We start from the raw sequence: 22,703 nt of genomic DNA, 5'->3' as shown, positions 1-22,703 counted from the left end.
GATCAACTGCCTCGGTAGGTGGAGAAGGCGAAGGGTGAGAGCAGCAGCGGTACGTGATAGTGCCGCTCCCCGGTGACGCTGAACGCGATGCTCACCTCGGGGTAGAAGGCGTCGACGCCCTGTGCGGTGAACCAGGTTCCGGTGTCGAAGCGCAGGCGGTAGTCGCCGGGTGCGATCTCGGCGAGGTCGCCGACGCGACCGTCGGCGTCGGTGACGGCGGAGGCCAATTCGGCTCCGCTCCAATCGAACAACGTCACAGTGACGCCGGTGGCGGGTGCGCCGTGTACCGCGTCCAGAACATGCGTGCTCAGCGAGCTCATTGGGTGCCTCCCGAATTCAGTAGTCGCCGTAGCCGGATTCGATTGATCTTCGTCAATTCCTCTCGCACGATGCGCCTTTCGGTGGCCGGATCGTTCCCCAGCCGTTCGGTGAGCGTGGCCCGGAGCTGCTCCGGTGACCGCCCCGTGGCGCACACCAGATACACATGCCCGAATTTTGCCTCGTATTCGCGGTTACCGGCGGCGATCGCGGCACGTACCCCGGCCTCGGCGGTGGCCATTGCGGCCTGTTCGCGCGCGGAGTCGGCGCTGTCCGGCCGATCGCCGATACGAGGGTGCCCGGCCAGGGCCTGATCGATCTCGGTTTCGGAGAGCACGCCGAGTTCGGCATCGGCGGCGCGCAGCAGTTCCTCGATGCTCGCGAAGGGTCTGCGCGCGGCCAGGGCGCGCGCCCAGGCGGGCGAGGCGCAGCAGGTGAGTAGCAGTCGCACCGCGGCCGCCTCGGGCAGCGTGGCGAATTCCTCGAGGTCGATCCGGTTCTCGGTCATCCTCTCCAGCATCGGCGATGGCAACCACGCCCGCCACTCGAGGGGCGAAGATCAGCGCGCGCGGTTACCCTGCCCTGCATGACCCCCGAACGCTGCGATGGCCTGGTGCTGGCCGCGGGCGCCGGCACCCGCTACGGCATGCCGAAAGCCCTGGCCGAGGATGGCGTGTGGCTGCGGACGGCGGTGCACGCGCTGCGCGCGGGCGGGTGTGCGCGGGTCTTCGTGGTGCTGGGGGCGACCGGACCGGCGCTGCCCGATCGGGATTCGGATTCGGCGCCGAGATGGCTGGTCTCGCAAACCCCTCGCATCGAGATTCCGGCCGGGGCGCATCCGGTGTGGGCCTCGGAATGGGCGACGGGATTGAGCGCTTCACTGCGCGCCGGATTGGCGGCGGTGGCGAGCCATGAGCTCGCCGCACGGATTACTGCCGAACGGAATATTGCGCCGGGGATTTCCCGCGCCAGGAATTCCCGCGACGGTATTACCGTCGAACTCCCCGGCTATGTCGCGATCATGCCGGTGGATACCCCCGATGTCGGCCCGGAGGTGGTGCGCCGGGTGATCGATGCGGCCCGGGCGAGCGAGAGTGGTTTGGCACGCGCCTATTTCGGAAATGTGCCGGGCCATCCGGTGTTGCTGGGTCGTGCGCATTGGGCCGAGGTGATGGCGAACGCATCGGGAAATTATGGGGCGGGGACTTATTTACGCGGCCGAACGGATATGGTGTGCGTCACGTGTGATGACCTTGCGACGGGTATCGATCGGGATTACCCGTGCGGCACACGGTGATCGGGAGCTAGTGATGCGCGATATCGTCGACGACCTTCTACGGGTGTGGCACAGCGGGCGGACCGGCGGACTTGCCACCCTGGTGCGAACGGTCGGTGCGACTCCCCTTCCGATCGGCGCGGCGATGGTGGTGGATGCCGACGGCCGGGCTTTCGGCTCGGTCTCCGCGGGGTGTGCGGAGGCGGCCGCCTACGAGGCCGCGGTGGAGGCGGCGCGCACCGGCCGCCGGGGCCTGAATCGTTTCACGCCCGGTAGCGGTTTGGATGCCGGAATGGATTGCGGCGGCACCCTGGATGTGTTCACCGAACCGTTCTCGCGCAGGCATTTTCCCGAATTCCCGGATGTGGCGGCCGATATCGCGGCGCAGCGGCAGGTCACGGTGTTCACGGTGGTGTGGCATTCGGATCCGGATGTGATCGGCCAGCATCTGATCACCGATCGCAAGCACGGCACCGAACTGGTCTCGCTGCCGGATTCGGATGTGTTCGTGTCCTCGTTCACCCGGCCGCCGCGCCTGATCATTGTGGGCGCCAACGCGATCGCGGGTGCGCTGGCCGTTCAGGCGCGACTGCTGGGCTATCGGGTGACCGTCTGCGATGCCCGCCCGACCTTCGCCAATGCCGATGCCTATCCCGGCTGCGAGGTGGTGGTGGACTGGCCGCACCGCTATCTGAACACCATCGCTGCGGCGGGTGAGATCGATTCCAGCACAGCGGTTGTGGTGCTCTCGCACGATGCAAAGTTCGAGATCCCGCTGCTGACCATCGCACTGCGACTACCCGAGCTGGGATTCCTTGCCGCACTGGGATCCCGGGCCGCGAACACGCATCGGATGGAGGCGTTGCAGGCGGGCGGTTTCGATGACGAGACGCTCTCGCGGCTGCATGCCCCGGCCGGACTGGATCTGGGGGCGCGCACCCCCGCCGAGACCGCGGTATCGATCGCGGCGGAGTTGCTGGCCTATCGGAACGGCACCACCGCCGAGCCGCTGTCGAGTCTGGGGGACTCGCTGCATCATCGCTCGACGCTGGTGTCCTAGGGCGTTCACTACCCCGGGGCGTTCACTACCCCGGGGCGTTCACTACCCCGGGGCGTTCAGCCCGCCTTGAGTTCCGGATGCTCAGCATAGACCTCTTTGAGGATCGACATATCGAAGAGCTTCTCGGCCGTGATATCGATCTTGGCCTTGGCCAGGGCGGTGATATTGTGCGCGATCAATTCGTCGGACATCAGGAACAGGCCGTTGACCTGGGTCGCCGGTGACACCACGAGGGTGTTCTGCGCCAGCGCTTCCTTCTTCTGCTCTTCCGGATCCAGGCGCTGATCCTTGCCGTACACCTCGACGGCCAGGCGCGCGGCCTCGGCCGGATCCGCGACCGCGTCCTTCCAGCCCTTGATATCGGCGACCAGCCACGCCTTCAATTTCTCCCGCTCATTGTCGATGGTGTGCCGGCTGACGGTGAGGGTTTCGGCGGTCAGCGGTAGCCCGAAATCCGCGAAGAGGAAGTTGGTATTGGCGAATCCCTTGCTGGCCAAGGTGATCGGCTCATTGGTCACATAGCTGACCCAGCCGTCGACCTCACCGTTGGCGAGCGGGGTGGGATCGAATTGCGCGGGCACGATGGTGACGTCGTTCGGCGTCATACCGTTGGCGGTGAGCAGCGCGTTGAAGATGAGCTGATTGGTGTCCTGCACACCGATCTTGCGCCCCTTCATATCCTGCGGCGAATTGATGGGTTTGGCCGCCGAGCTCACGATGCAGAACGGATTCTTCTGATAGGTGGCGCCGACGATCTTGGCGTCCAGGCCCTCGAGAATCGCGGGCGCGGTGGTCTGCGGTGCGGACATGCCGATCCAGATCTTCCCGGTTCCGAGCCCGGCCTCCACCGAGGTGCTGGCCGCGCCGCCGGCGACCAGATTCACCGATCCGAATCCGGCCTCCTTGAAATATCCCTTGGAATCGGCGAAGTACTCCCCCGCGAACTCGATGTTCTTCAACCATGACAACTGCACCGCGACGGTCCCGTACTTCGACCCGTCATCGGTGGTCCCGTTCCCACCCCCCGAGGAATCCTTCCCACAGGCGGCGAGCAGCGAACCCCCGGCGAGCACAGCCCCGGTCAACCCGGCATACCGAAGAAAGGATCGCCGATCCATGGACAGCGGAGAGGCCGAACCCGGCCGGTGCAAAGAACTCATTCGCCGAATCTAAAGGCTTTCAGTTTCAATTATTTTGCTTTCACGGACGTATTTGTGTGCGCCAGGTTAACTAACCACCACTGTGTCGCCGATCATCGGAGTATGAGCTCCGGTCAGTCGCGGCCCTGTTCGGGGGCGAAGCGGGCCAGGACCAGGTTCTCCAGGACGCCGACCACCGCGTAGGCGAAGACGGAGACGACGGTGACCAGGGCGATGGAGGCCCAGAGGCGGTTGTACTGGAAGGTGGGTATGGCGCGGATCAGGCCCGCGCCCAAACCCGTTCCGCTGCCCAGCCATTCGCCCAGCAGAGCGCCGATCAGGGCTCCCGGCACCGAAACCCGGGCGGCGGCGAAGACCGAGGGCAGGGCGGCGGGGACCGAGACCATGCGCATGGCGGTCCACTGCGAACCGCCGTAGGCGGCAACGAGTTCCATGGCCTGGGTGGGAGCGTTGCGCAGCGCGGTCATGATCATGACCAGGGCGGGGAAGAAGACGACGATGGCGGCCATGACGGTGACGCCGAGCAGACCGCGACCGAAGACGAGCACGATGATCGGGGTGAGCGCCACCAGGGGGACCGAGCGCAGCAGCATGGCGACCGGCAGGAACGCCTGGGCGATGGCGGGGACGCCCACGAACAGCGCCGCCACCACGAGTGCGCCGCCGAGGCCCGCGAGGAAGCCGATTCCGGCGTCGCGCAGGGTGATTCGCATCTCGGCGAAGATGGCGTGCCGGGCGGTGCCGGAGGTCGGCCCGGTGACCAGGTACTTCCACACCTCGCCCGGACTCTTGCCGACCAGCCCGACCTGGGGATAGAGCTGTAGGAAGCCGTACCAGAGCACGACCAGCAGGATGAGCGAAACCAGCAGCGGCAGCAGGAATTTGCCGATGGGTCGCAGGACGTTCAGGGTTTTCATCGCACCTCGGCTCGGGTCCAGGGCAGGGCCAGGCGGGCGATCAGCGCGACCACCGCGTAGCCGAGTCCGGCGAGTGCCGCGGCGGCCAGGGCCATACCCCAGGTACGCGGCACGTTGTAGGCGCTCTGCGCGGCGGTCAATGCCACCCCGATCCCGCTGTCCACGCCACCGAGGTACTCCCCGATGATCGCGCCCAGCACCGCCGAGGGCGCGGCGATCTTCAACGCCGCCAAGGTATTCGGCAGCGCCGAGATGAGCTGCACCCGGCGCATGCGCTGCCCGCGACCGCCGCCGTAGGCGCGCACCAGATCCAGGCTGGCGCCGTCCGCCGAGCGCAGACCGGAGACCGCGCCCACCATCGTCGGGAAGAAGCAGTACATGGCGGCCAGGAATACCGTCGGCGTGCGCCCGCCGAACACCACCAGGATGATCGGCCCCAGTGCCAGCAACGGTGTGCAGTAGCTGAGGATGGCCAGCTGGGTGACGAGCATTTCGATCGGCGGAATCAGCACCACGAGCAGGGCCAGCACAATGGCCAGCGCATTGCCCCAGGCGAAGCCCTGGAGCGCGCCCCAGGCCGTCACCTTGAAGTTCGGCCCGTACAGCGACCAGCCGTCGGTGTACATGGTATGCAGCACCTGCCAGGGTCCGGGCACGGTGCCGTTGGCGATGTGCAGGGCCGCCGCGACGGCCCAGGCCACCAGCAGTATCGCGATGCCCGCGAGCCCGCCGAGTGTGGAGATGTGCAGTCCGGCGCGCAGGGCGGTCAGGCCGCCGCGCAGGCTGCGCCGTTCCTCTACTACGGAATCCGTTGTCGCGCCGGTCATTCCGCCACCACCCCGCCGTGTCCGGTGCGCCCGAAGAGCAGTTCGGAGAGATAGTCGCAGAGTTTGTGGAACTCGGAGGTGCGCATCATCTCCGGGATGCGCGGCCGGGGTAGGTCGATATCGACCATCTCCACCACCCGTCCCGGCCGCGGGCTCATGACCGCGACCACGTCGGAGAGGAAGACCGCCTCGGCGATGCCGTGCGTGACCATCAGGGTGGTGGCGGGCTTCTCGGTCCAGATGCGCAGTAATTCCAGGTTCAGCCGCTGCCTGGTCATATCGTCGAGCGCGCCGAACGGTTCATCCAGCAGCAGGATCTTGGGTTTGACCACCAGCGCCCGCGCGATCGAAACCCGTTGTCGCATACCGCCGGAGAGCTGTGCGGGTTTGGCCTTCTCGAAACCCTCCAGTCCGACCAGCGCGATCAGGTCCGCGATCAGCGCGGGATCGGCGGGCAATCCGGCGACCTGCAATGGCAGTTTGATATTGGATTCCACACTGCGCCAGGGCAGGAGCGCCGAATCCTGGAACGCGATGCCGAATTCATGCCTGCGGCGCAGCTCGGCGGGGGTCTCGCCATTGATGCGGGCGGTGCCCGCGCCCGGGGTGTCGAGCCCGGCGAGTATGCGCAGGATGGTGGATTTCCCGCATCCGGAGGGTCCGAGCAGCGACAGGAACGCGCCCTGCTCGGTATGCAATTCGACCGCGTCCAGGGCGGTGACGCTGCGCCGCCCGGATCGGAAGGTCTTGCTCAGACCGCTGATATGAATGCCTGTTCCCGCGGCCGCGACTTCCGAACTCATAGGGTCACGATAGGAGCAGGGAATTGCACCGAGATTGCGAATCGGCAGACTGGATTTCGACCGTGTTACCGGCGACGGTCGAATTCGGTTACCGGCGACTCACCAACCCGAGGGTTCGAACCAGTCGCGGGCTTCCCGGCGAAACAGCAGCACGATCATCACGAGTGAGGCGACGGGTCCGAGCGGTCCGGGCGGATGCCCGTCGGTAATGGACGGGACGGTCCACAGCATATTGAGCACGGCCAGCAGAATCGCGCCGATCCGCACCGACTGTCCCTCGGATTGAAAGGTCAGGGCCACCAGGCCGAGCAGCCAGCCGGGCACGAACGGCACGGCGGTCTGGATCGCGGACCGGCTGCCCAGCAACCATCCGGAAGACAGCGTGCACAGCAGTCCGATCAGCGCCAGCAGCACCGCGATCACCTGCGCCGCGCGCACCGCCTGCGGCATCCGATACGTGTCGTCCACGCCCGACCCCGGATCGGGCGGCACTCGCAGGTCCGACATCCCGCCGAATTTACCCCGCCACGCCGCACGAACCCGGAAACACGCCGCCGTGCACGAGTGCGGTGTGCCACGTCCGCTACGGGCGAGCCGCCACCGGCTCCAGTTCGGTGACGCGAACGGTAGGGGTGAGCCGATCGCGCAGGGCTCGATCGATCTCACCCGCGACCGGAATCACCACCGCGGCGGCGGAGGTGGCCACCGCATCGGTGAGCAGCGCGGGCCAGTTCGGATTCGGCCCGGCGGCCAGGCCCGCGATGATCGCGGCCACCGCGGCGTCCCCGGCCCCGGTGGGATTGCCCGCCAGCGGCTGCGGCAGCGCGGCGGACCAGGCCCGCTCGCCGGTCACCGCGACCATGCCCGCACCGCCCCGGGTGACGATGACCGCGCCCGCCCCCGCGGTCATGAGCGGTTCCACGGCCGCCAGGATCTCCGAGATGGTGGCGGCGGGTCGGCCCGTAAGTCGTTCCAGCTCTTCGATATTGGGGGTGAGCACCACGCCGGGCACGCGCGCGGAGAGTTCCAGCGCCGGACCGTCGAGATCGCAGATGGTGGGCACCCCGGCGCGCGCGGCGGTGCGCGCGAGTTCGGCGGGCAGGCCCGGATCGACACCGCCGGGCAGTGAGCCCGCGATGACCATGCCGCTCATATCCGAGAGCATCCCGGCCACCCGCACTCGCAGTTGATCCACCGCATGCGGTTCGGAGATGCGCGGTCCGGGCTCCCACAGCGCGGTGGCGGTGCCGTCGTCGGATTCGCTGATCACCACGGTGCGCCGCACCCACGGCAGCGCGTGCACGAAGTCGACGGGCATCTCGAGTTCGGCCGCCGCGGCGAAGGAGTGGTCCGAGAATCCGGTGGCGCGCGCGTATTTGCCCAGTTGGTTCAGCACCCGGTTGACATTGATCCCGCGGCCGCCGAGCCGCTGATCCACCGACCGCACCCGGTGTGCCCGGCCCCGCTCGAAATGCTCGACCCGATAGGTCATGTCGTAGGCGGGGTTCATGGTCACGGTGAGGATCACCCGTACAACTAGTTCATGTCGGCTGGGTGGGCGCAAGCCCCAAACCTCGCGAATGGGCAGCGAAAAGATTCGCAAAGTCAGCAATTCGCCAGCGGATCAGTTCGGCACCGCCCGCAGCGCCCGCGCGCTGAGCACCCGCAGATGATGCTGCACATCCTGCTGGACGCCGAACCGTCCGGGACCCAGATACTTTCGCGGATCGGTGATCCCGGGCCCCGCCGCCAGCGCGATACGCACCGCCTCGGTCAGCGCGATATTCAGCCGGGTGCCGATATTGATCTTGACCATGCCGTGCCGCACCGCAGCCCGCAACCCCTCGTCCGGAACCCCGGAGGAGCCGTGCAGCACCAGCGGCACCGCCAGCGCCTTCGCCAAACTCGCAATCAGTTCGGTGTCGAGGGTCGCCGCCCGGGTCTGCATGGCGTGCACCGACCCGACCGCCACCGCGAGCGCGTCCACTCCGGTGGCGGCGACGAAGGCGGCGGCCTCGTCCGGATCGGTGCGCACGCCCGGTACATGCGCACCGTTCTTCCCACCGACCTCACCCAATTCGGCCTCCACGAAGACCTCGCGCTCATGACACCAGCGGGTGATCTCCGCGGTGGCGGCGACATTGTCGGCGTAGTCGAGGGCCGCACCGTCGTACATGACCGAGGTGAGCCCCACCTCGACCGCCTCCCTGATCAATTCGGTCTCGGTGGCGTGGTCCAGGTGTACCGCGAGCGCGGCCGAACTGTCCGCCGCGATCTGCAAACAGGCGCGAGCGAGTGGTTTCAGCGCGCCGTGATACTTCACCGTATTCTCCGAGATCTGCAGAATCGCGGGTCTTCGCGTGGCTTCGGCGGCGGCCGCGATGGCCTCGGCATGTTCGAGGGTGATCACATTGAACGCGCCGAGACCGCCGGGCCCGGCCAACTCGATCAACCTCGGAATCGGGGTGAGGGGCATGAATTCTCCTAGTAGAGCCAGTTGTGCACCGGCAGCAACCGCACCTCGGGAATGAGCGCGGTGCGCAGGTCCATATCGATCTCGCCCGCCACCGGCCGGGCCACCGCGGCGGCGGAGGTCGCGACCACGTCGGCGAGCAGGGCGGGCCAATCGAGTTCGGGCGCACGGAGCCAGCCGGGCAACACCACATTCGGCCATTCCAGCTGTGCGGGGAAATCGCGCGGAATCTTGGGCAGCGCCGCCAATCCGGCAATGAGGGCCGCGGCTGCCGCATCGCCCGCGCCGGTGGGGTTTCCGGTCACCGATTCGCTCGGCGCGGCACTCCAGGCCGCCCCGCGCACGGCCCCGACCAGGCCGTCGCGCCCCCGGGTGGCGATGATCGCGCCCACACCGGATTTCAGCGAGGGCTGTACGGTATCGACGACATCCTGCGCCGATCGCGCGGGGAAACCGGTGAGCGTTTGCAGCTCATCCTCATTCGGCATGAGCACCACGCCCGAGACTTTCGCGGCCGCGATCAGGGCCGGTCCGTCCACATCGCAGATGACGGGCACATCGGCGGCGATGGCGAGTTTCGCGAGATCGGCGGGTAGTCGTGGATCGACCCCGCCGGGTAGCGACCCCGAGATGACCAGGCCGCGCGCCCGCGGCAGCCGATCGGCGATCCGCTGCCGCAGTACGTCGGCGGCATGCGGATCGTCCAGTGTCGCACCGGGTTCCCAGAGTCCGGTGGTGGTGCCGTCGGCCTCGCTGATGACCACGGTGCGGCGCACCCGCGGCAGCGCGGTGACGATGTCGACGGGCAACTCCCGCCCGGCCTCCTCCGCGAATGCCGCATCGGCGAATCCCATTGCCACACAGTCGTGTCCGAGCTGGGTCAGCACGCGGGCGACATTGATTCCCTTACCGCCGACCCGCTGTTCGAGGGCCGGAATACGTTGCACCGCACCATATTCGAACTTCGGTAGGCGATAGGTGAGATCGTAGGCGGGGTTCAGCGTGACGGTGAGGATCACGAGAGCCACTTCCCTCGATGCAGTACGCGGCGCAGTCCGAAGTCGTCGTCGACGGCGATCAGGTCGGCGAAGCCGCCCGGCCGGATATCGCCGATATCGGTGAGCCCGGCGGACGCGGCCGGTGTCATGGTCGCCGCGCGCACCGAATCGGCCAGGGACACATCGCATTCGCGCACCGCCCAGGCCAGGCAGCGCAGCAGGTGCGAGGTGCCGCCGGCGATGGAGCCGCTCGCCACCCGGGCCACGCCACCGCTGACCTGGACCTGCTGCGGACCGAGGTGATAGCTGCCGTCCGGCATTCCGGCGGCGGCCATGGCATCGGTGATGAGGGCGACCCGCTCGGGCGCGGCGGCGAAGACCAGCGCCCCGAAACCGGAGTCGACGTGTACGCCGTCGCCGATGAGCTCCACCGTGGCGTGACCGCGCGCGGCGGCGGCGACCGCGGCGGCGACCGGTCCCGCGGCGCGATGATGCATGGGCCGCATGCCATTCGCCAGATGGGTGACCGAACTCGCGAAACCGATGGGCCGCAAGGCGTCCCGGAGTACCCCGAACTCGGCATCGGTGTGGCCGAGCGAGACCGTGACGCCGTGCTCGGTGAGCAGGCGCGCCACCTGCTCGAATCCGGCGCGTTCAGGAGCCAGGGTCATGACGCGCAGATGGCCGCCCGCGGCGTCGATCAATCGCCGGGTGAGGGTCGGATCCGGATCGGTGAGATAGCGCGGATCCTGTGCACCGCAGCGGGTCTCGGACAGAAAGGGTCCTTCGGCGTAGATCCCGCCGATCACCCCGTCGTCGGCGAGTTCGCGCAGCGCGCCCGCCTGGGCCACCATATCCTCCGGTGCGGCGGTGACGATCCCGGCGAGCACGGTGGTACTGCCCCGCGACCGGTGATAGGCGGCCGCCCCGGCGGCATCGGCCTGATCCACCGTGTCGAACCGATGTCCGGCCCCGCCGTGCACGTGGATATCCACCAGCCCCGGCAACAGCATCCCCTCGAAGGGCAGTTCCCCCGATCCCGGATGCGTCACCGTCCATTGCTCATTCGTGCGTACCGCGATGATGCGCTCACCCAGGACCGAGACCACCCCATCCTCGACCACGTGACTCGGCGCGAAGATCCGCCCCCGGATGTGCACGCCCGCATCGACGCCGAAATCCGGGCCGACGGCCGCCGCGACACCGCCCGCCTGCGCCGCGGCGCTCCGGCGCGACCGGCGCGTCATGCCAGCACCCCGTATCTGGCGAACAGGGCCGCACCGGTGAGTCCCGCACGCGCGCCGAAGGTTCCGATCACGACCTCGGGGACCGGCACCACGCGCAGCCGATCGGTGAGTGCGCGGTGCAGGGGCTGGGCCAGGGCGTCCCCCGCGCCCGCGAGCCCGCCACCGAGTACGACCCGTTCGGGGCAGACGGCGTGGATGACGCCGAGCAGACCGTCGGCCAGCGCGTCGACGGCGTCCGCGACCACGGCGCGGGCATCCTCGTCATAGCCGACCCGGTCGAATACCATTGCCGCGCTGTCACATTCGATATCGGTGCGCCGGGTGTAGGCGCGCGCGATGGCGGCGGCCGAGGCCACCGTCTCCACGCAGCCGACATTGCCGCAGGGGCAGGGCAGTCCGCCCCGGCGCACCGAGATATGGCCGTACTCCCCGGCCTGTCCGATACCGCCGCGCACGAATCGTCCACCGACGGAGAGCGTTCCGCTGATGCCGGTGCCGATGATCACCACGCACACCGATTCCCGGTCATTGCCCGCGCCGAAGCGCCATTCCGCCCAGCCGGCGGCGGCCACATCGTGTTCGAGCAGGACCGGCATGCCCCACCGGTCGGTGAAGCGCGAGCCCACCTCGATATCGCGCCAGCCGATATTGGCGCTGAACACCGCGACGGAATTTGCGGTGTCGACCACGCCGGGCAGCAGCACCGCCGCCCGCTGCACCCGCGCCCGATCGGTCTCGGAGAGCTTGTCCAGCAGCGCGTCTCCGAGCTCGAGCATGGCGTCGAAGGCCGCCGCACCGCGCGGAGTGGGCTGGTCTCCGCTGGCCAGCACCGCTCCGGTGGCATCGGTGATCTCGGCTTTCACCGTGGTGCCGCCGACGTCCAGGCCGAGTACGAGCGCGTCCGCGCCGAGTCCGATGACGGGTTGCAGGTTCATGATCGGGCTCCGCTCAGGAAAACTAGGACTGCTCAGGAATCGAGAACCACTGAGCGAGTCAGGCTACGCGGATGATCGGGATCCAGCCCGAGATCGGCCGCACGCAGTACGCAGAGCCGGTGTACGCGAACCAGATCCGCCATCGGATCGATATCGCGATGCTCCAGGTGTGCGCCGGTGGCGGCGATATCGGCGGCCAAACCGGGCAGCAGCGGACCGAAGGCCCAGACCGCGCGCCCGGGCGCGGCAATGCTGATCGGCCCGTGCCGATATTCGGTGGCCAGATAGGACTCGGTCCAGGATTGGCAGGCTTCGCGCAGTTTGAGCGCGGCCTCCTCGGCGAGTGCGGCGGCGAATCCCATTCCGGTGAAGGTGATCTGGTCCGCCCGGCGCACCGCGGCGAGCGATTCGGCCGGATCCTCGGCGAGCACCGCGCGGGCCTGCGCGATCACCGGGGTGAGGTCCTCGCCCAGGCTCCAGCGCAGAATCGCCAGGGTGGTGGTGGCGAACCGGGTCTGCACCACCGAGCGCTCGTCCACCTCGTCGATGAGGATCGAATCACCCAGTGCGAGCACGGGTGTGCCCGGACTCGAGCAGATGATCGTGCGCGGCGTCTCGGCGGGCAGCGCGCGCAGCGCCGCGATCACCTCGGTGGTGGTGCCGGAGCGGCAGATCACCACGTAGCGGTCGTAGCGGCGGCCGTTCGGAATCTGCCCGGCGGGCCAGGCGTCGGTCGGACCGTAGCCCGCGAGCTCGCGCCGGGCGGCGTACGCACGCGCCATGAAAAGCGATGTACCGCAACCTATCGCCGCCACACGCTCACCGATGCCGGGCAGCAGTGCGCGATGTCGGGTGGCGATCGATTGTGCTCGCGCCCAATTGTCGGGCTGGGAGGCGATCTCGGAGGCGAGGAAAGTGGCTGGGGTTTGTTCGGCGGAGGGCAGCACCAGCCCAGCGTGCGCCCAGTGATCGTTCATGTCAAATTTACAGCCAAAGTAGTCACAATCAATCACGGCTGGGTTAGATTCGACAACGATCACCCGGTCGACCTCATCATCCCCCCTTTGGCCCGGGTGTGTGTATCGAAAGGTTCGACAAGTGAAAAGACGTCTCCAACGGACCCTCACCGGTGTAGCGGTGCTCACCGCGGCGGTGCTCGCCGCCTCCTCCTGCGGCTTCGGTTCGAAGAGTTCGGACGACAATGATCCGAACACCATCAAGATGCTGGTCCCCTCCTACAGCGATGGCGCGCACGGCACCAAGGCGCTCTGGGACGCGATCATCGCCGGTTTCCACGACAAGAATCCCGATATCAAGGTCGACCTGCAGATCGAATCCTGGAACAACATCAATGACGTGGTGCGCACCAAACTGCAGTCGCAGTCCAGCACCCCGGACATCCTGAATATCGACGCCTACTCCACCTTCGCCAAGGACAAGCTGCTCTACACGGCCAAGGAGATCGCCTCCGACAGCACCATCGCCGATATCCAGCCCGCCTTCGCGCAGAACGCCACCATCGACGGAACCCAGTGGGCGCTACCGCTTTTCGCCTCCACCCGCACGCTCTTCTACAACTCCGAGCTCTTCGAGAAGGCTGGTATCACCACCCCGCCCAAGACCTGGGCCGAGCTGACCGATGACGCCAAGAAGATCCAGGCGCTCGGCAACGGCGTGTCCGGCTACGGCCTGCCCCTGGGCAGCGAGGAGGCGCAGGGCGAGACCTCCATCTGGACCTTCGGCGCGGGCGGCAACTGGTCCGATGGCGGCAATCTCACCATCGACACCCCGCAGAACCTCAATGGCCTCGAGGCCATGCAGGCCATCGCCAACGCCGGTGTGACCCAGCCGAATCCGGGTGCCACCGATCGCAAGGACGTGATCAACTCCTTCATCCAGGGCAAGATCGGCATGATCGAGGGCCTGCCGCCGGTGATCGGCATGATCAGCGATAAGAACCCGGCGCTGAAGTACGCCACCGCGCCCACGCCCACCGAGACCGGCACGCCCGTCACGCTCGGCGTGGCCGATCACCTGATGGCGTTCAAGAAGGACGGCAAGAAGCAGGACGCGATCAGGAAGTTCATCGACTACTTCTACACCGCGGCCGTGTACGCCAACTTCGTCAAGAACGAGCACTTCATTCCGATCACCAAGAGCGCGGTCACGGTGCTCGCCGACGATCCGGTGACCAAGATCTTCTCGGCCACCCTCCCGGTCGCCAAGTTCTACCCGAGCAACAATCCCAAGTGGGGTGCGGTGCAGGGCGCGATCAAACAGCAGATGGGCACCATCGCCCAGGGCGCGGATCCGGCCGATGTACTGAAGAAGATCACGCAGGCGGCGAGTTGAGCAGGCGCGCAACACGATTCACGGCGGGGCTGGCCGCCCTGCCGTGGATCGGCCCGGTGCTGGTGCTGATCGCGGCGATCGTGGTCTTCCCGGCCGGATACATGCTGTGGACCAGCACCCGGGCGCTGAGCCCGTACGGGCAGGACCAGGGTGCGGCCGGATTCGCCAACTACCGCAGGCTTTTCGCCATCCCCGAACTCGGGCCGATCCTGGCGCACACGGTGATCTGGGTGGTTGCCGTGGTCGGGTCGACGCTGCTGCTCTCGGCGGCGCTGGCGCAATTCCTGAACAAGGAGTTCCCGGGCCGGACCGCGGTGCGCATGGCGATCCTGGTGCCGTGGGCGGCGTCGGTGGTGATGACCACGACCATCTTCTACTACATGCTGGATCCCGATGTCGGCATCGCCAATCGGTTCCTGGTCGATATCGGGGTGCTCGATCGCGGCTACGGCTTCACCAAACAGCCGGGACCGGCGTTCGTGGTGGCCGTGGTGGTCGGCGTCTTCGTCTCGATCCCGTTCACCACGTACACGATTCTGGCCGGGCTGCAATCGATTCCGGCCGAGGTTCAGGAGGCGGGCCGGGTGGACGGCGCGAATTCGTGGCAGCGCTACCGGTACATCACACTGCCGCAGCTGCGCCCCGCCATCGCGGTCGCGACCATTATCAACATCATCAATGTCTTCAACTCACTGCCGATCCTGCAGGTGCTCACCGGCAGTATCGCCGGATTCTCCGCCGACACCACGACGACCTTGACCTTCAAGCTGATCAGGCAGAATCAGCAGGTCGACACCGCCGCGGCGATGAGCGTGCTGAACTTCGTGCTGATCGTGGTGATCATCGCGATCTATGTGAAGGTGATCCGCCCGACCGAGCAGGTGGACTCGTGACCACGACCGTTCCCGTGCTGTTGAACGAACCGCCCGCCGACTCCGAATCCCGTGCGCCCCGGCGTAAACGGCGACGCTGGGAGCTCACCGCGGTGGGGGTGCTGCTGGCGGCGGTCTTCCTGATCCCCTACGGCGTGATGCTGCTGGGCTCGTTGAAATCGCGCGCCGAGATCCTGCGCATCCCGCCAACCTATCTGCCCGAGCAGTGGCATCCGGACAACTACTCCACCATGTGGAACACCCCGGAGACACCGCTGTCGTTCAACATGGTCAGCACCATCGTCATCTCCACCGCCGCGACCCTGCTGGTGCTGCTGGTGGCCATCCCCGCCGCGTATTACACGGCGCGACGGCGGTTTCCGGGCCGCGTCGCCTTCCTCGGCCTGGTGCTCATCACCCAGATGTTGCAGCCCACCGTGCTGGTGACGGGCCTGATCCGGGAGTTCTTCACCCTCGGCATCAATGACACCTGGCTGGCCATGATCCTGGTGAACTCGGCCTTCAACCTCTCCTTCGCCGTCTGGATCCTGCACAGTTTCTTCGCCTCGGTCCCGGTGGAGATCGAGGAGGCCGCGCAGCTGGACGGGTTGAGCCGCTGGCAGATCCTGACCCGGGTGAGTCTGCCGCTGGTCTGGCCCGGCATCGTCACCGCGACCATCTTCACGGTGGTGGCCTGCTGGAACGAATTCGCCGCCAGCCTGGTCATTCTGACCACCCCGGAGAACCAGCCGCTGTCGGTGGCCCTGACCAAGTTCATCGGCCAGTACGACACGGCTTGGCAATACGTCTTCGCCATCTCTACGGTCGGTATCGTGCCGGTCGTCATCCTCTTCGCCGTGATCGAGAAACGTCTTGTCGCAGGTCTCACCGCTGGAAGCGTGAAGTGACCGCCGCGGCTGACCGACCCATGCGCTGGAATCGGCTGCTGGAGTTACTCGCCGAGGCCGGACGACTCTCGGTGGAGGAGGCGGCCGAGCGACTCGGCGTCTCCCCCGCCACCGTGCGCCGGGATTTCACCGCGCTGGCCGAACAGCAATTGGCCACGCGCACGCACGGCGGCATCGTGGCGACCTCGGTCGCCTACGATCTGCCCGCCCGGTACCGGCACGGCGATGAGGCCAAGCAGCGCATTGCCGAACACGCCGCGGGACTTATCGATACGCACGCGGTGGTGGGATTGAACGGCGGCACCACCACCACGGCGGTCGCCCGCGCGCTGGCGGTGCGCCCGGATCTGGCCACCGCCACCGATGAGCGGCTGACCATTGTCACCAATGCCCTGAATATCGCCGCCGAACTGGTGTTGCGGCCGTACCTGCGCACCATCTGCCTGGGCGGTATGGCGCGGCGCGAATCCTATGAGCTGCACGGGCCGCTGGCCGAGCGCTCACTGGCCGAATTGCGTTTGGACACGGTGGTTCTCGGCGTCAACGCCATTTCGGTCGAGGGCGGGGCGCAGTGCACGCATCTGGACGAGTCCGGGGTGAATGCCGAGATGGTCCGGCGCGCACAGCATGTCATCGCGGTGGCGACCTCGGACAAACTGCATCGGACCGCGCTGGCGCGCATCTGCCCGATCGATCAGATTCACGTGCTGGTGACCGATTCCGACGCCGATCCGGACGTCGTGGCGGCGCTGCGGACCGCGGGAGTTCGTGTCGATCTTGTTTGATTGGTCTGCTGCCGGTGGGACCCATCTACGATATGTTCGATCAGCTCACCGGGCCGAAGGTGCTGTACGCGGCCATGATCGGGATTCGCACTGCCGACACCGGTGCCGAGCGTGCCGGTCCGATCACCGTCCCCGGTATCCGCTACGCGGTGCTCGCCACCCGCGACGACACCACCAATACCCCGGCGGGCGTCGCCTCCTTCACCGACGAGCCCGGTGTCGACAATGAGTTCATCCAGGATCTGCGCCCCGGCGCCGTGGCACACACAATTGCCCCGCGATCCCACGGCGGGGCGATGGATACTCGACCGGCTGGGATGACACGCCGGGTCATGCCGTCAAGTGCCCGATCGGGTGAATGCCGTTGCCAATCGGAGATATTCGCATAGCAGGATGGCCGCCGTGCCTCTGCTCCCGCCGAAACATCTGCTGCTGCAGGCCTGCCGCGGCCTGCCTCCCGAAGATCGACATCCGGTACTGCGCTGCGCGGGATTACTGGCGGATCTGCATGAGCGGCGCTTGACCGCGGCGGCCGGGGCCACCGGACATATCGATCATGAGCGGGCGCGCATGGTGCTGGATATCGATCGGTGGGTGGCGCTGGAACTGCCCAAGGCCGCACGCGACGCACACCTGCACACCGAGACGGTCGGCACCGTGGTGGATCGACTGGCGCAATTCTCGGCGCTGGCCTATCTGACGCTGGCCTCCGCACCGGACGAGGCCATGCACGAGGCGGCGACCCGGCTCACCGAACTGGCGCTGGCCTACGAGCATCTGGCCAATGAATTAGCGGCCGGTCGCCGCCGCCTGCCCAATCTCACCGGGAATCGCGAATACGAGTACTGAACTGGAGTTTTCGTGTCGTCGACGGCGCCCGGCGAGGGACGGGACGCCGTCGACAGCACAGGTGAATCGTGCGCAATCCACCATCGAGATCCGCCCGGGGTTCACGGGGGAACGGAACCCGCGTGGGGGTGCGGTGGCAGTGTCCGTTCCCCGTCACCTGAAACCGCCAGGCTCGAGCTCGACAGCATGAATCGTGCGCCGCCAACCTCGGAATGGGCATCCATCCGGCTGTGAAGTCGCTGGGAGTCTTGTCAGTCCCCGGACGTGGTCACGGGTAGCAGCGCCCGCAGGGTGCCGATGGTGTCGGCCTGTGCGGGTTCCTTGTCGGGGCGATAGCGCACCACACGGGCGAAGCGCAGGGCCAGACCGCCCGGATAGCGCGGACTTCGCTGCACGCCGTCGATGGCGATCTCCACCACCAACTCCGGGTGCAGGAAGACGGTATTACCGTCGCGCTCGCGTTCGTGCCGCGGGAATTCGGCGGTCTGCCAATGCAATAGGGCATCGGTGAGACCCTTGAAGGTCTTGCCGACCATGATCGGTTCACCGCCGTCCGGATCGCGCGCGCCCAGGTGCAGATTCGACAGATAGCCGGTGCGGCGGCCGTAACCCCACTCCGCGCCCAGCACGATCAAGTCCAGGGTGTGCGTGGGTTTGATCTTCAGCCAGGCGCGGCCGCGACGGCCCGCGGCATAGGGCGCGTCCAGGGCCTTGATCATGATGCCCTCGTGCCCGGCCGCCAGCGCACCGTCGAAGTATTCGGCGGCGGCCTCGGCATCGGGTGCGATCAATGCCGGAATGCTCAGTCCGCACGCCACTTTCGTGAGCGCGGCGCGGCGTTCACGCAGGGGTGCGTCGAGCAGATCGACACCGTCCAGGTGCAGGCAGTCGAAGAAGTACGGGTGCAGGAGCAATTCCTGTGCGGCGGCCGCGCCGAACCTCGACATGGTCTCCTGGAATGGGCGCGGTCGACCGGAATCATTGAGCGCCAGCGTTTCCCCATCCAGCACCACGCTGGTGCAGTCGAGTTCCTTTACCAGGCCGACCAATTCGGGCACGCTCTTGGTGATATCGCGCAGGGTGCGGGTGAACACCCACACCTGTTCGCCATCGCGATGCACCTGAATGCGCGCACCGTCCATTTTGTGTTCGACGCTGACCGCACCGTCGAATTCGGCCAATGCCTCATCCAGCGCCGCACCCGGCGACGCGAGCATCGGCTGAATGGGACGACCCACCTCGAGCCGGAAGGCGTCGAGGGCGGCCACACCGCCGGTCGAGGCCGCGAGCGCCGTCACCGGCAGTCGGCCCGACAGCATATGCGCCCGCCGCACCGATTCGATCGGCACCGCGAAGGCCCTGGCCACCGCCTCGGCCACGATCGCGGTGAGCGCGCCCTGGCGCATCTCCCCGGTCAGCAGGCGCAACAGAAAGTCGTGCTCATCGGCGGTGGCGGCGGTGAACAATTGCTCCAGCAGTTCCCGCCGGCGCGCGGTCGACCCGCTGCCGCCGATCGTCGTGAGCTCGGTGAAGGCCCGATCGACCCGGTCGATGGTCAGCGTCGACTCCGTGGCGGCGACCACCTCCATGGTGGTGAGCGTCCGCCAGCCGGTCCCGATCCGGCCCTGCAGCAGCTCACCGGAAACCCACGCGACCACCTGCGCCAATTCCTCGGGAGCGGCCAGTTCCAGCAGCTCGGCAAGGGTATTTATCTTGGTTTTCCGCGAAGAGGTCGCGCGTACCGCCCGCAACGCCTCAACGACTCGCGACAAGTGCACCGATCGACCGTAACCGCCCGGTCCGACAGTTCCCGGGAGATTTGTGACGCAGTACTCAGCAGGGTTGTTAATTCCGGGTTGGCAGGGCTGCGAAACCGCCCATAAACTGGGCGCATGGCCAAGACTTTCGTCGGCGCGCGCCTCCGTCAGCTGCGCACCGAACGCGGGCTGAGTCAGGTCTCCCTCGCCAAGAAGCTGGAGATTTCGGCCAGCTACCTCAATCAGATCGAACATGACGTGCGCCCGCTCACCGTACCGGTCCTGCTGCGTATCAGCGAGGTCTTCGGGGTGGACGCGGGATTCTTCTCCTCCCAGGACGACACCCGGCTCATTGCCGAACTCCAGGAGGTCGTCATGGACCAGGAGTTGAGTATCGAGGCCGATGCCCAGGAGATCGCCGAAATGGTCTCCGCGCATCCGGGTTTGGCGCGCGCCATGGTGAATATGCACCGTCGCTACCGCAATACGACCGCACAGCTGGCCGCCGCCACCGAGGACCGCTTCTCCGACGGCAGCGGGTCCGGGGCCATCTCCAAACCGCATGAGGAAGTTCGCGACTACTTCTACCAGCGGCAGAATTACATTCACGAATTGGATACCGCCGCAGAGGAACTCGCCACCCGCATGCGATTCCACGGCGGCGATCTGAAACGCGAGATCGCGCGCCGCCTCACCACCGCGCACGGCGTGCAGATCGTGGAGCGCATCGATCTGGGCGATGGGGTTCTGCACCGATACGATCCCGATTCACGCCGCCTGGAGATCGCCCCGCACCTGTCCGGCGGACAGCGGGTATTCAAACTCGCCGCCGAACTCGCCTATCTGGAGTGCGGGGACCTCATCGAAAAGCTGGTCGAAGAGGGCAATTTCACCAGTCCGGAATCGCGGATACTGGCGAAGCTGGGCCTGGCCAACTACTTCGCCGCCGCAACGGTGTTGCCGTACACCCACTTTCACGAAATGGCCGAGGATTTCCGCTACGACATCGAACGCCTGTCGGCCTTCTTCACCCAGAGCTACGAAACCATCTGCCACCGCCTCTCCACCCTGCAACGCCCCCGCCTGCGCGGCGTCCCGTTCTCCTTCGTCCGGGTGGACCGCGCCGGAAATATGTCGAAACGCCAGTCCGCCACCGGTTTCCATTTCTCTTCCAGCGGCGGCACCTGCCCGCTGTGGAATGTGTACGAGACCTTCGCCTACCCCGCGAAGATCATGACCCAGATCGCCCAGATGCCGGACGGGCGCAAATACCTCTGGATCGCCCGCACGGTGGAGCGCCGCGCCACCCGCTACGGCGAACCCAGTAAGATTTTCGCCATCGGCCTGGGCTGCGAACTGCGCCACGCCGGGCGCGTCGTCTATGCCGACGGCCTCGACCTGAACGATCCCAAACCCACCCCCATCGGTGCGGGCTGCCGGGTCTGCGAACGCTCCAACTGCCCCCAGCGCGCCTTCCCGCCGCTGGGCAAATCGCTGGACATCAGCGAGCATCGCAGCTCGATCTCCCCCTACGTCATCCAGTAGTCCACCGCGCGAAATGCGCCACCGGTCTGCGGTTATAGCCGATATGATCGACCCGAATCATCTTGCGGTGAGCGGAAATTCACGCCTGCGAAACATCGGCAATCGGACTGTCACCGAGAGTCATTCCGGCGCAATACTTCCCGTTTACGGTTCCCCTCACGAATACAGCGGTTGTATACGCGGCCGTATTCGCAAGCGACGCACGTGGCGTCGATGTCAGTGAGAAGGGTCCGCCCCATGCAAGATTCCCACCGTCGGCAGCGAACTCAGCGCCTGGTCAAGGCCATCACCATTCCGACCGCGCTGGTGCTGTCGGTCGCGCTGGTCTCCGGCTGCGGGTCGCGTGACAGCGACACCGCGTCGGGCTCCAATGCCAAGTCCTGTGTCGACACCTCGAAGGACACCATCAAGATCGGGTCGCTGCACTCGCTGACCGGCACCATGGCCATCAGTGAGGTCACCGTCGCCAATGCGACCAAGATGGCGGTGGACCAGATCAACGCCGCGGGCGGCGTCATGGGCAAGAAGATCGACCTGGTGCTCGAGGACGGCGCGTCGGACCCCAAGACCTTCGCCGAGAAGGCCGAGAAGCTGATCAGCTCCGACTGTGTCGCAGCGGTTTTCGGCGGCTGGACCTCCTCCAGCCGCAAGGCCATGAAGCCCAAGTTCGAAACCCTGAACTCGCTGCTGTACTACCCCGTCCAGTACGAGGGCCTGGAGGACAGCAAGAACATCTTCTACACCGGCGCCACCACCAATCAGCAGATCGTCCCGGCCCTGGACTACCTGAAGCAGAAGGGCATCACCTCGCTCTACCTGGTCGGTTCGGACTACGTCTTCCCACAGACCGCCAACCGCGAGATCAAGGCGTACGCCAAGGCCAACGGCATCGAGATCAAGGGCGAGGATTACGCGCCGCTGGGCTCCACCGATTTCTCCACAATCGTCAACAAGGTCCGCAACTCCAAGGCGGGCGCGGTCTTCAACACCCTCAATGGTGACTCCAATGTGGCGTTCTTCCGCGAGTACTCCAACGCCGGCCTGAAAGCCACTGATATGCCTGTCGTTTCGGTGTCCATCGCCGAAGAAGAGGTCGCGGGTATCGGTGCGCAGAACATCACCGGCCAGCTGACCGCCTGGAACTACTACCAGACCGTCGACACCCCGGCCAACAAGGCGTTCGTCGCCGCGTACAAGGCCGCCTTCGGCGCCGGCAAGCCCACCTCCGATCCGATGGAAGCCGCGTACGCCTCGGTCTACCTGTGGAAGAACACCGTCGAGAAGGCGAAGTCCTTCGCCGTGGCCGATATTCAGGCCGCCGCCGACGGCGTGAGCTACGACGCCCCCGAGGGCACCGTCACCATCGACGGCTCCAACCACCACATCACCAAGACCGCCCGCATCGGTGAGATCCGCGCCGACGGCCTCATCTACACCGTCTGGGATTCGGGCCAGTCCGTGAAGCCGGACCCGTACCTGAAGTCCTACGACTGGGCGAAGGGCCTCAAGTAATTCGGTAGCCGCCGATGAGGGGCGGCCGGTGCGGGACCCCATCCCCGCACCGGCCGTTACGGCGGTCGGAAAACTACAGAAGCAATCCCAACTCCCCCGCCCGCTTGGT

At 66.7% G+C, this 22,703-nt stretch carries 24 protein-coding genes; 10 read left to right on the top strand and 14 right to left on the bottom strand.

The genetic code is table 11. The features are described from left to right. Positions 1-2: 2 nt before the first annotated feature. Complete coding sequence (gene uraH / locus NA10_RS15940) at positions 3-320, bottom strand: hydroxyisourate hydrolase (RefSeq protein WP_067568622.1); 318 nt, start codon at positions 318-320, stop codon at positions 3-5. After that, positions 317-826: a 2-oxo-4-hydroxy-4-carboxy-5-ureidoimidazoline decarboxylase gene (gene uraD, locus NA10_RS15935; RefSeq protein ID WP_067568673.1), complete on the bottom strand. Its 510-nt coding sequence runs from the start codon at positions 824-826 to the stop codon at positions 317-319. The genes uraH and uraD overlap by 4 nt, the downstream gene beginning before the upstream one ends. 78 nt (positions 827-904) lie before the next feature. Between uraD and NA10_RS15930 the strand changes: the two genes are divergently transcribed. Both NA10_RS15930 and NA10_RS15925 read left to right on the top strand, forming a co-directional pair. After that, positions 905-1,615: a nucleotidyltransferase family protein gene (locus NA10_RS15930; RefSeq protein WP_067568621.1), complete on the top strand. Its 711-nt coding sequence runs from the start codon at positions 905-907 to the stop codon at positions 1,613-1,615. Positions 1,616-1,628: 13 nt separating this feature from the next. Beyond that, positions 1,629-2,654 (top strand): XdhC family protein, encoded by a 1,026-nt coding sequence (locus tag NA10_RS15925; RefSeq protein WP_067568672.1) that lies wholly within the window; start codon positions 1,629-1,631, stop codon positions 2,652-2,654. Between the two features lie 56 nt (positions 2,655-2,710). Here NA10_RS15925 and NA10_RS15920 read toward each other — a convergent pair whose 3' ends face one another. The 11 genes from NA10_RS15920 to NA10_RS15870 all read right to left on the bottom strand — a co-directional run bounded on the left by NA10_RS15920 (position 2,711) and on the right by NA10_RS15870 (position 12,991). Further along, on the bottom strand, positions 2,711-3,814 hold the full coding sequence (locus NA10_RS15920; RefSeq protein WP_067568620.1) for an ABC transporter substrate-binding protein: 1,104 nt from the start codon (positions 3,812-3,814) through the stop codon (positions 2,711-2,713). A gap of 113 nt (positions 3,815-3,927) precedes the next feature. Then, positions 3,928-4,731 carry an ABC transporter permease gene (locus NA10_RS15915; RefSeq protein WP_067568619.1) on the bottom strand — a complete coding sequence of 268 codons (804 nt, stop codon included), beginning with the start codon at positions 4,729-4,731 and terminating at the stop codon, positions 3,928-3,930. Further along, positions 4,728-5,558, bottom strand: a complete 831-nt coding sequence (locus tag NA10_RS15910) for an ABC transporter permease (RefSeq protein WP_084514750.1) — start codon at positions 5,556-5,558, stop codon at positions 4,728-4,730. Before NA10_RS15910 ends, NA10_RS15915 begins: the two co-directional genes overlap by 4 nt. Then, a complete protein-coding gene (locus NA10_RS15905) occupies positions 5,555-6,361 on the bottom strand; it encodes an ABC transporter ATP-binding protein (RefSeq protein ID WP_067568618.1) in 807 nt (268 codons plus the stop codon). Before NA10_RS15905 ends, NA10_RS15910 begins: the two co-directional genes overlap by 4 nt. A 99-nt stretch (positions 6,362-6,460) precedes the next feature. Beyond that, positions 6,461-6,868: a hypothetical protein gene (locus NA10_RS15900; protein WP_067568617.1), complete on the bottom strand. Its 408-nt coding sequence runs from the start codon at positions 6,866-6,868 to the stop codon at positions 6,461-6,463. Between the two features lie 76 nt (positions 6,869-6,944). Then, on the bottom strand, positions 6,945-7,877 hold the full coding sequence (locus tag NA10_RS15895) for a hexose kinase (protein ID WP_281180185.1): 933 nt from the start codon (positions 7,875-7,877) through the stop codon (positions 6,945-6,947). A 108-nt stretch (positions 7,878-7,985) separates the two neighbouring features. Continuing rightward, entirely contained in the window at positions 7,986-8,837 is an 852-nt protein-coding gene (locus NA10_RS15890; protein WP_067568615.1) for a class II fructose-bisphosphate aldolase, read from the bottom strand. Between the two features lie 8 nt (positions 8,838-8,845). After that, positions 8,846-9,862: a hexose kinase gene (locus NA10_RS15885; protein ID WP_245677341.1), complete on the bottom strand. Its 1,017-nt coding sequence runs from the start codon at positions 9,860-9,862 to the stop codon at positions 8,846-8,848. After that, positions 9,850-11,079: an N-acetylglucosamine-6-phosphate deacetylase gene (locus NA10_RS15880; protein ID WP_084514748.1), complete on the bottom strand. Its 1,230-nt coding sequence runs from the start codon at positions 11,077-11,079 to the stop codon at positions 9,850-9,852. Before NA10_RS15880 ends, NA10_RS15885 begins: the two co-directional genes overlap by 13 nt. Next, positions 11,076-12,014 (bottom strand): ROK family protein, encoded by a 939-nt coding sequence (locus tag NA10_RS15875; protein ID WP_067568613.1) that lies wholly within the window; start codon positions 12,012-12,014, stop codon positions 11,076-11,078. The genes NA10_RS15880 and NA10_RS15875 overlap by 4 nt, the downstream gene beginning before the upstream one ends. Positions 12,015-12,046: 32 nt before the next feature. Then, a complete protein-coding gene (locus NA10_RS15870) occupies positions 12,047-12,991 on the bottom strand; it encodes an SIS domain-containing protein (RefSeq protein WP_067568612.1) in 945 nt (314 codons plus the stop codon). Positions 12,992-13,112: 121 nt separating this feature from the next. Between NA10_RS15870 and NA10_RS15865 the strand changes: the two genes are divergently transcribed. The 6 genes from NA10_RS15865 to NA10_RS15840 are packed head-to-tail and all read left to right on the top strand — an operon-like array spanning position 13,113 to position 17,780. Then, positions 13,113-14,366, top strand: coding sequence for an extracellular solute-binding protein (locus NA10_RS15865; RefSeq protein WP_067568611.1), 1,254 nt, complete (start codon positions 13,113-13,115; stop codon positions 14,364-14,366). Continuing rightward, positions 14,363-15,259, top strand: a complete 897-nt coding sequence (locus NA10_RS15860) for a carbohydrate ABC transporter permease (protein ID WP_067568610.1) — start codon at positions 14,363-14,365, stop codon at positions 15,257-15,259. Before NA10_RS15865 ends, NA10_RS15860 begins: the two co-directional genes overlap by 4 nt. Continuing rightward, entirely contained in the window at positions 15,256-16,146 is an 891-nt protein-coding gene (locus NA10_RS15855) for a carbohydrate ABC transporter permease (RefSeq protein ID WP_245677340.1), read from the top strand. The genes NA10_RS15860 and NA10_RS15855 overlap by 4 nt, the downstream gene beginning before the upstream one ends. Beyond that, positions 16,143-16,931 carry a DeoR/GlpR family DNA-binding transcription regulator gene (locus NA10_RS15850; protein ID WP_218021529.1) on the top strand — a complete coding sequence of 263 codons (789 nt, stop codon included), beginning with the start codon at positions 16,143-16,145 and terminating at the stop codon, positions 16,929-16,931. The genes NA10_RS15855 and NA10_RS15850 overlap by 4 nt, the downstream gene beginning before the upstream one ends. A gap of 14 nt (positions 16,932-16,945) precedes the next feature. After that, a complete protein-coding gene (locus NA10_RS15845; protein WP_157556538.1) occupies positions 16,946-17,320 on the top strand; it encodes a BTB/POZ domain-containing protein in 375 nt (124 codons plus the stop codon). A gap of 4 nt (positions 17,321-17,324) precedes the next feature. After that, entirely contained in the window at positions 17,325-17,780 is a 456-nt protein-coding gene (locus NA10_RS15840) for a DUF4254 domain-containing protein (protein WP_067568607.1), read from the top strand. A 251-nt stretch (positions 17,781-18,031) separates the two neighbouring features. On the opposite strand, the gene NA10_RS15835 is transcribed toward NA10_RS15840, so the two are convergent. Beyond that, positions 18,032-19,558, bottom strand: a complete 1,527-nt coding sequence (locus NA10_RS15835) for an ATP-dependent DNA ligase (RefSeq protein WP_067568606.1) — start codon at positions 19,556-19,558, stop codon at positions 18,032-18,034. A 114-nt stretch (positions 19,559-19,672) separates the two neighbouring features. Here NA10_RS15835 and ramB point away from each other — a divergent pair, with 114 nt between their 5' ends. Further along, positions 19,673-21,082: an acetate metabolism transcriptional regulator RamB gene (gene ramB, locus NA10_RS15830; protein WP_067568605.1), complete on the top strand. Its 1,410-nt coding sequence runs from the start codon at positions 19,673-19,675 to the stop codon at positions 21,080-21,082. 237 nt (positions 21,083-21,319) lie between these two features. Next, positions 21,320-22,594, top strand: a complete 1,275-nt coding sequence (gene urtA, locus NA10_RS15825; RefSeq protein ID WP_067568604.1) for an urea ABC transporter substrate-binding protein — start codon at positions 21,320-21,322, stop codon at positions 22,592-22,594. The last annotated feature ends 109 nt before the right edge of the window (positions 22,595-22,703 follow it).

This window comes from Nocardia acidivorans NBRC 108247 (assembly GCF_001625085.1).
GTDB classification, from domain to species: domain Bacteria; phylum Actinomycetota; class Actinomycetes; order Mycobacteriales; family Mycobacteriaceae; genus Nocardia; species Nocardia acidivorans.
The sequence above is the reverse complement of the archived record's forward strand: the minus strand, read 5'-3'. Positions and strand labels throughout refer to the sequence as shown.

Coding starts and splice junctions, on each gene's coding strand:
- NA10_RS15875 (WP_067568613.1), bottom strand. CDS start 12,014: ATGAACCTGCAACCCGTCATCGGACTCGGCGCGGACGCGCTCGTACTC.
- uraD (WP_067568673.1), bottom strand. CDS start 826: ATGACCGAGAACCGGATCGACCTCGAGGAATTCGCCACGCTGCCCGAG.
- NA10_RS15925 (WP_067568672.1), top strand. CDS start 1,629: ATGCGCGATATCGTCGACGACCTTCTACGGGTGTGGCACAGCGGGCGG.
- NA10_RS15920 (WP_067568620.1), bottom strand. CDS start 3,814: ATGAGTTCTTTGCACCGGCCGGGTTCGGCCTCTCCGCTGTCCATGGAT.
- uraH (WP_067568622.1), bottom strand. CDS start 320: ATGAGCTCGCTGAGCACGCATGTTCTGGACGCGGTACACGGCGCACCC.
- ramB (WP_067568605.1), top strand. CDS start 19,673: ATGGCCAAGACTTTCGTCGGCGCGCGCCTCCGTCAGCTGCGCACCGAA.
- NA10_RS15870 (WP_067568612.1), bottom strand. CDS start 12,991: ATGAACGATCACTGGGCGCACGCTGGGCTGGTGCTGCCCTCCGCCGAA.
- NA10_RS15910 (WP_084514750.1), bottom strand. CDS start 5,558: ATGACCGGCGCGACAACGGATTCCGTAGTAGAGGAACGGCGCAGCCTG.
- NA10_RS15890 (WP_067568615.1), bottom strand. CDS start 8,837: ATGCCCCTCACCCCGATTCCGAGGTTGATCGAGTTGGCCGGGCCCGGC.
- NA10_RS15905 (WP_067568618.1), bottom strand. CDS start 6,361: ATGAGTTCGGAAGTCGCGGCCGCGGGAACAGGCATTCATATCAGCGGT.
- NA10_RS15880 (WP_084514748.1), bottom strand. CDS start 11,079: ATGACGCGCCGGTCGCGCCGGAGCGCCGCGGCGCAGGCGGGCGGTGTC.
- urtA (WP_067568604.1), top strand. CDS start 21,320: ATGCAAGATTCCCACCGTCGGCAGCGAACTCAGCGCCTGGTCAAGGCC.
- NA10_RS15900 (WP_067568617.1), bottom strand. CDS start 6,868: ATGTCGGACCTGCGAGTGCCGCCCGATCCGGGGTCGGGCGTGGACGAC.
- NA10_RS15915 (WP_067568619.1), bottom strand. CDS start 4,731: ATGAAAACCCTGAACGTCCTGCGACCCATCGGCAAATTCCTGCTGCCG.
- NA10_RS15930 (WP_067568621.1), top strand. CDS start 905: ATGACCCCCGAACGCTGCGATGGCCTGGTGCTGGCCGCGGGCGCCGGC.
- NA10_RS15840 (WP_067568607.1), top strand. CDS start 17,325: ATGGCCGCCGTGCCTCTGCTCCCGCCGAAACATCTGCTGCTGCAGGCC.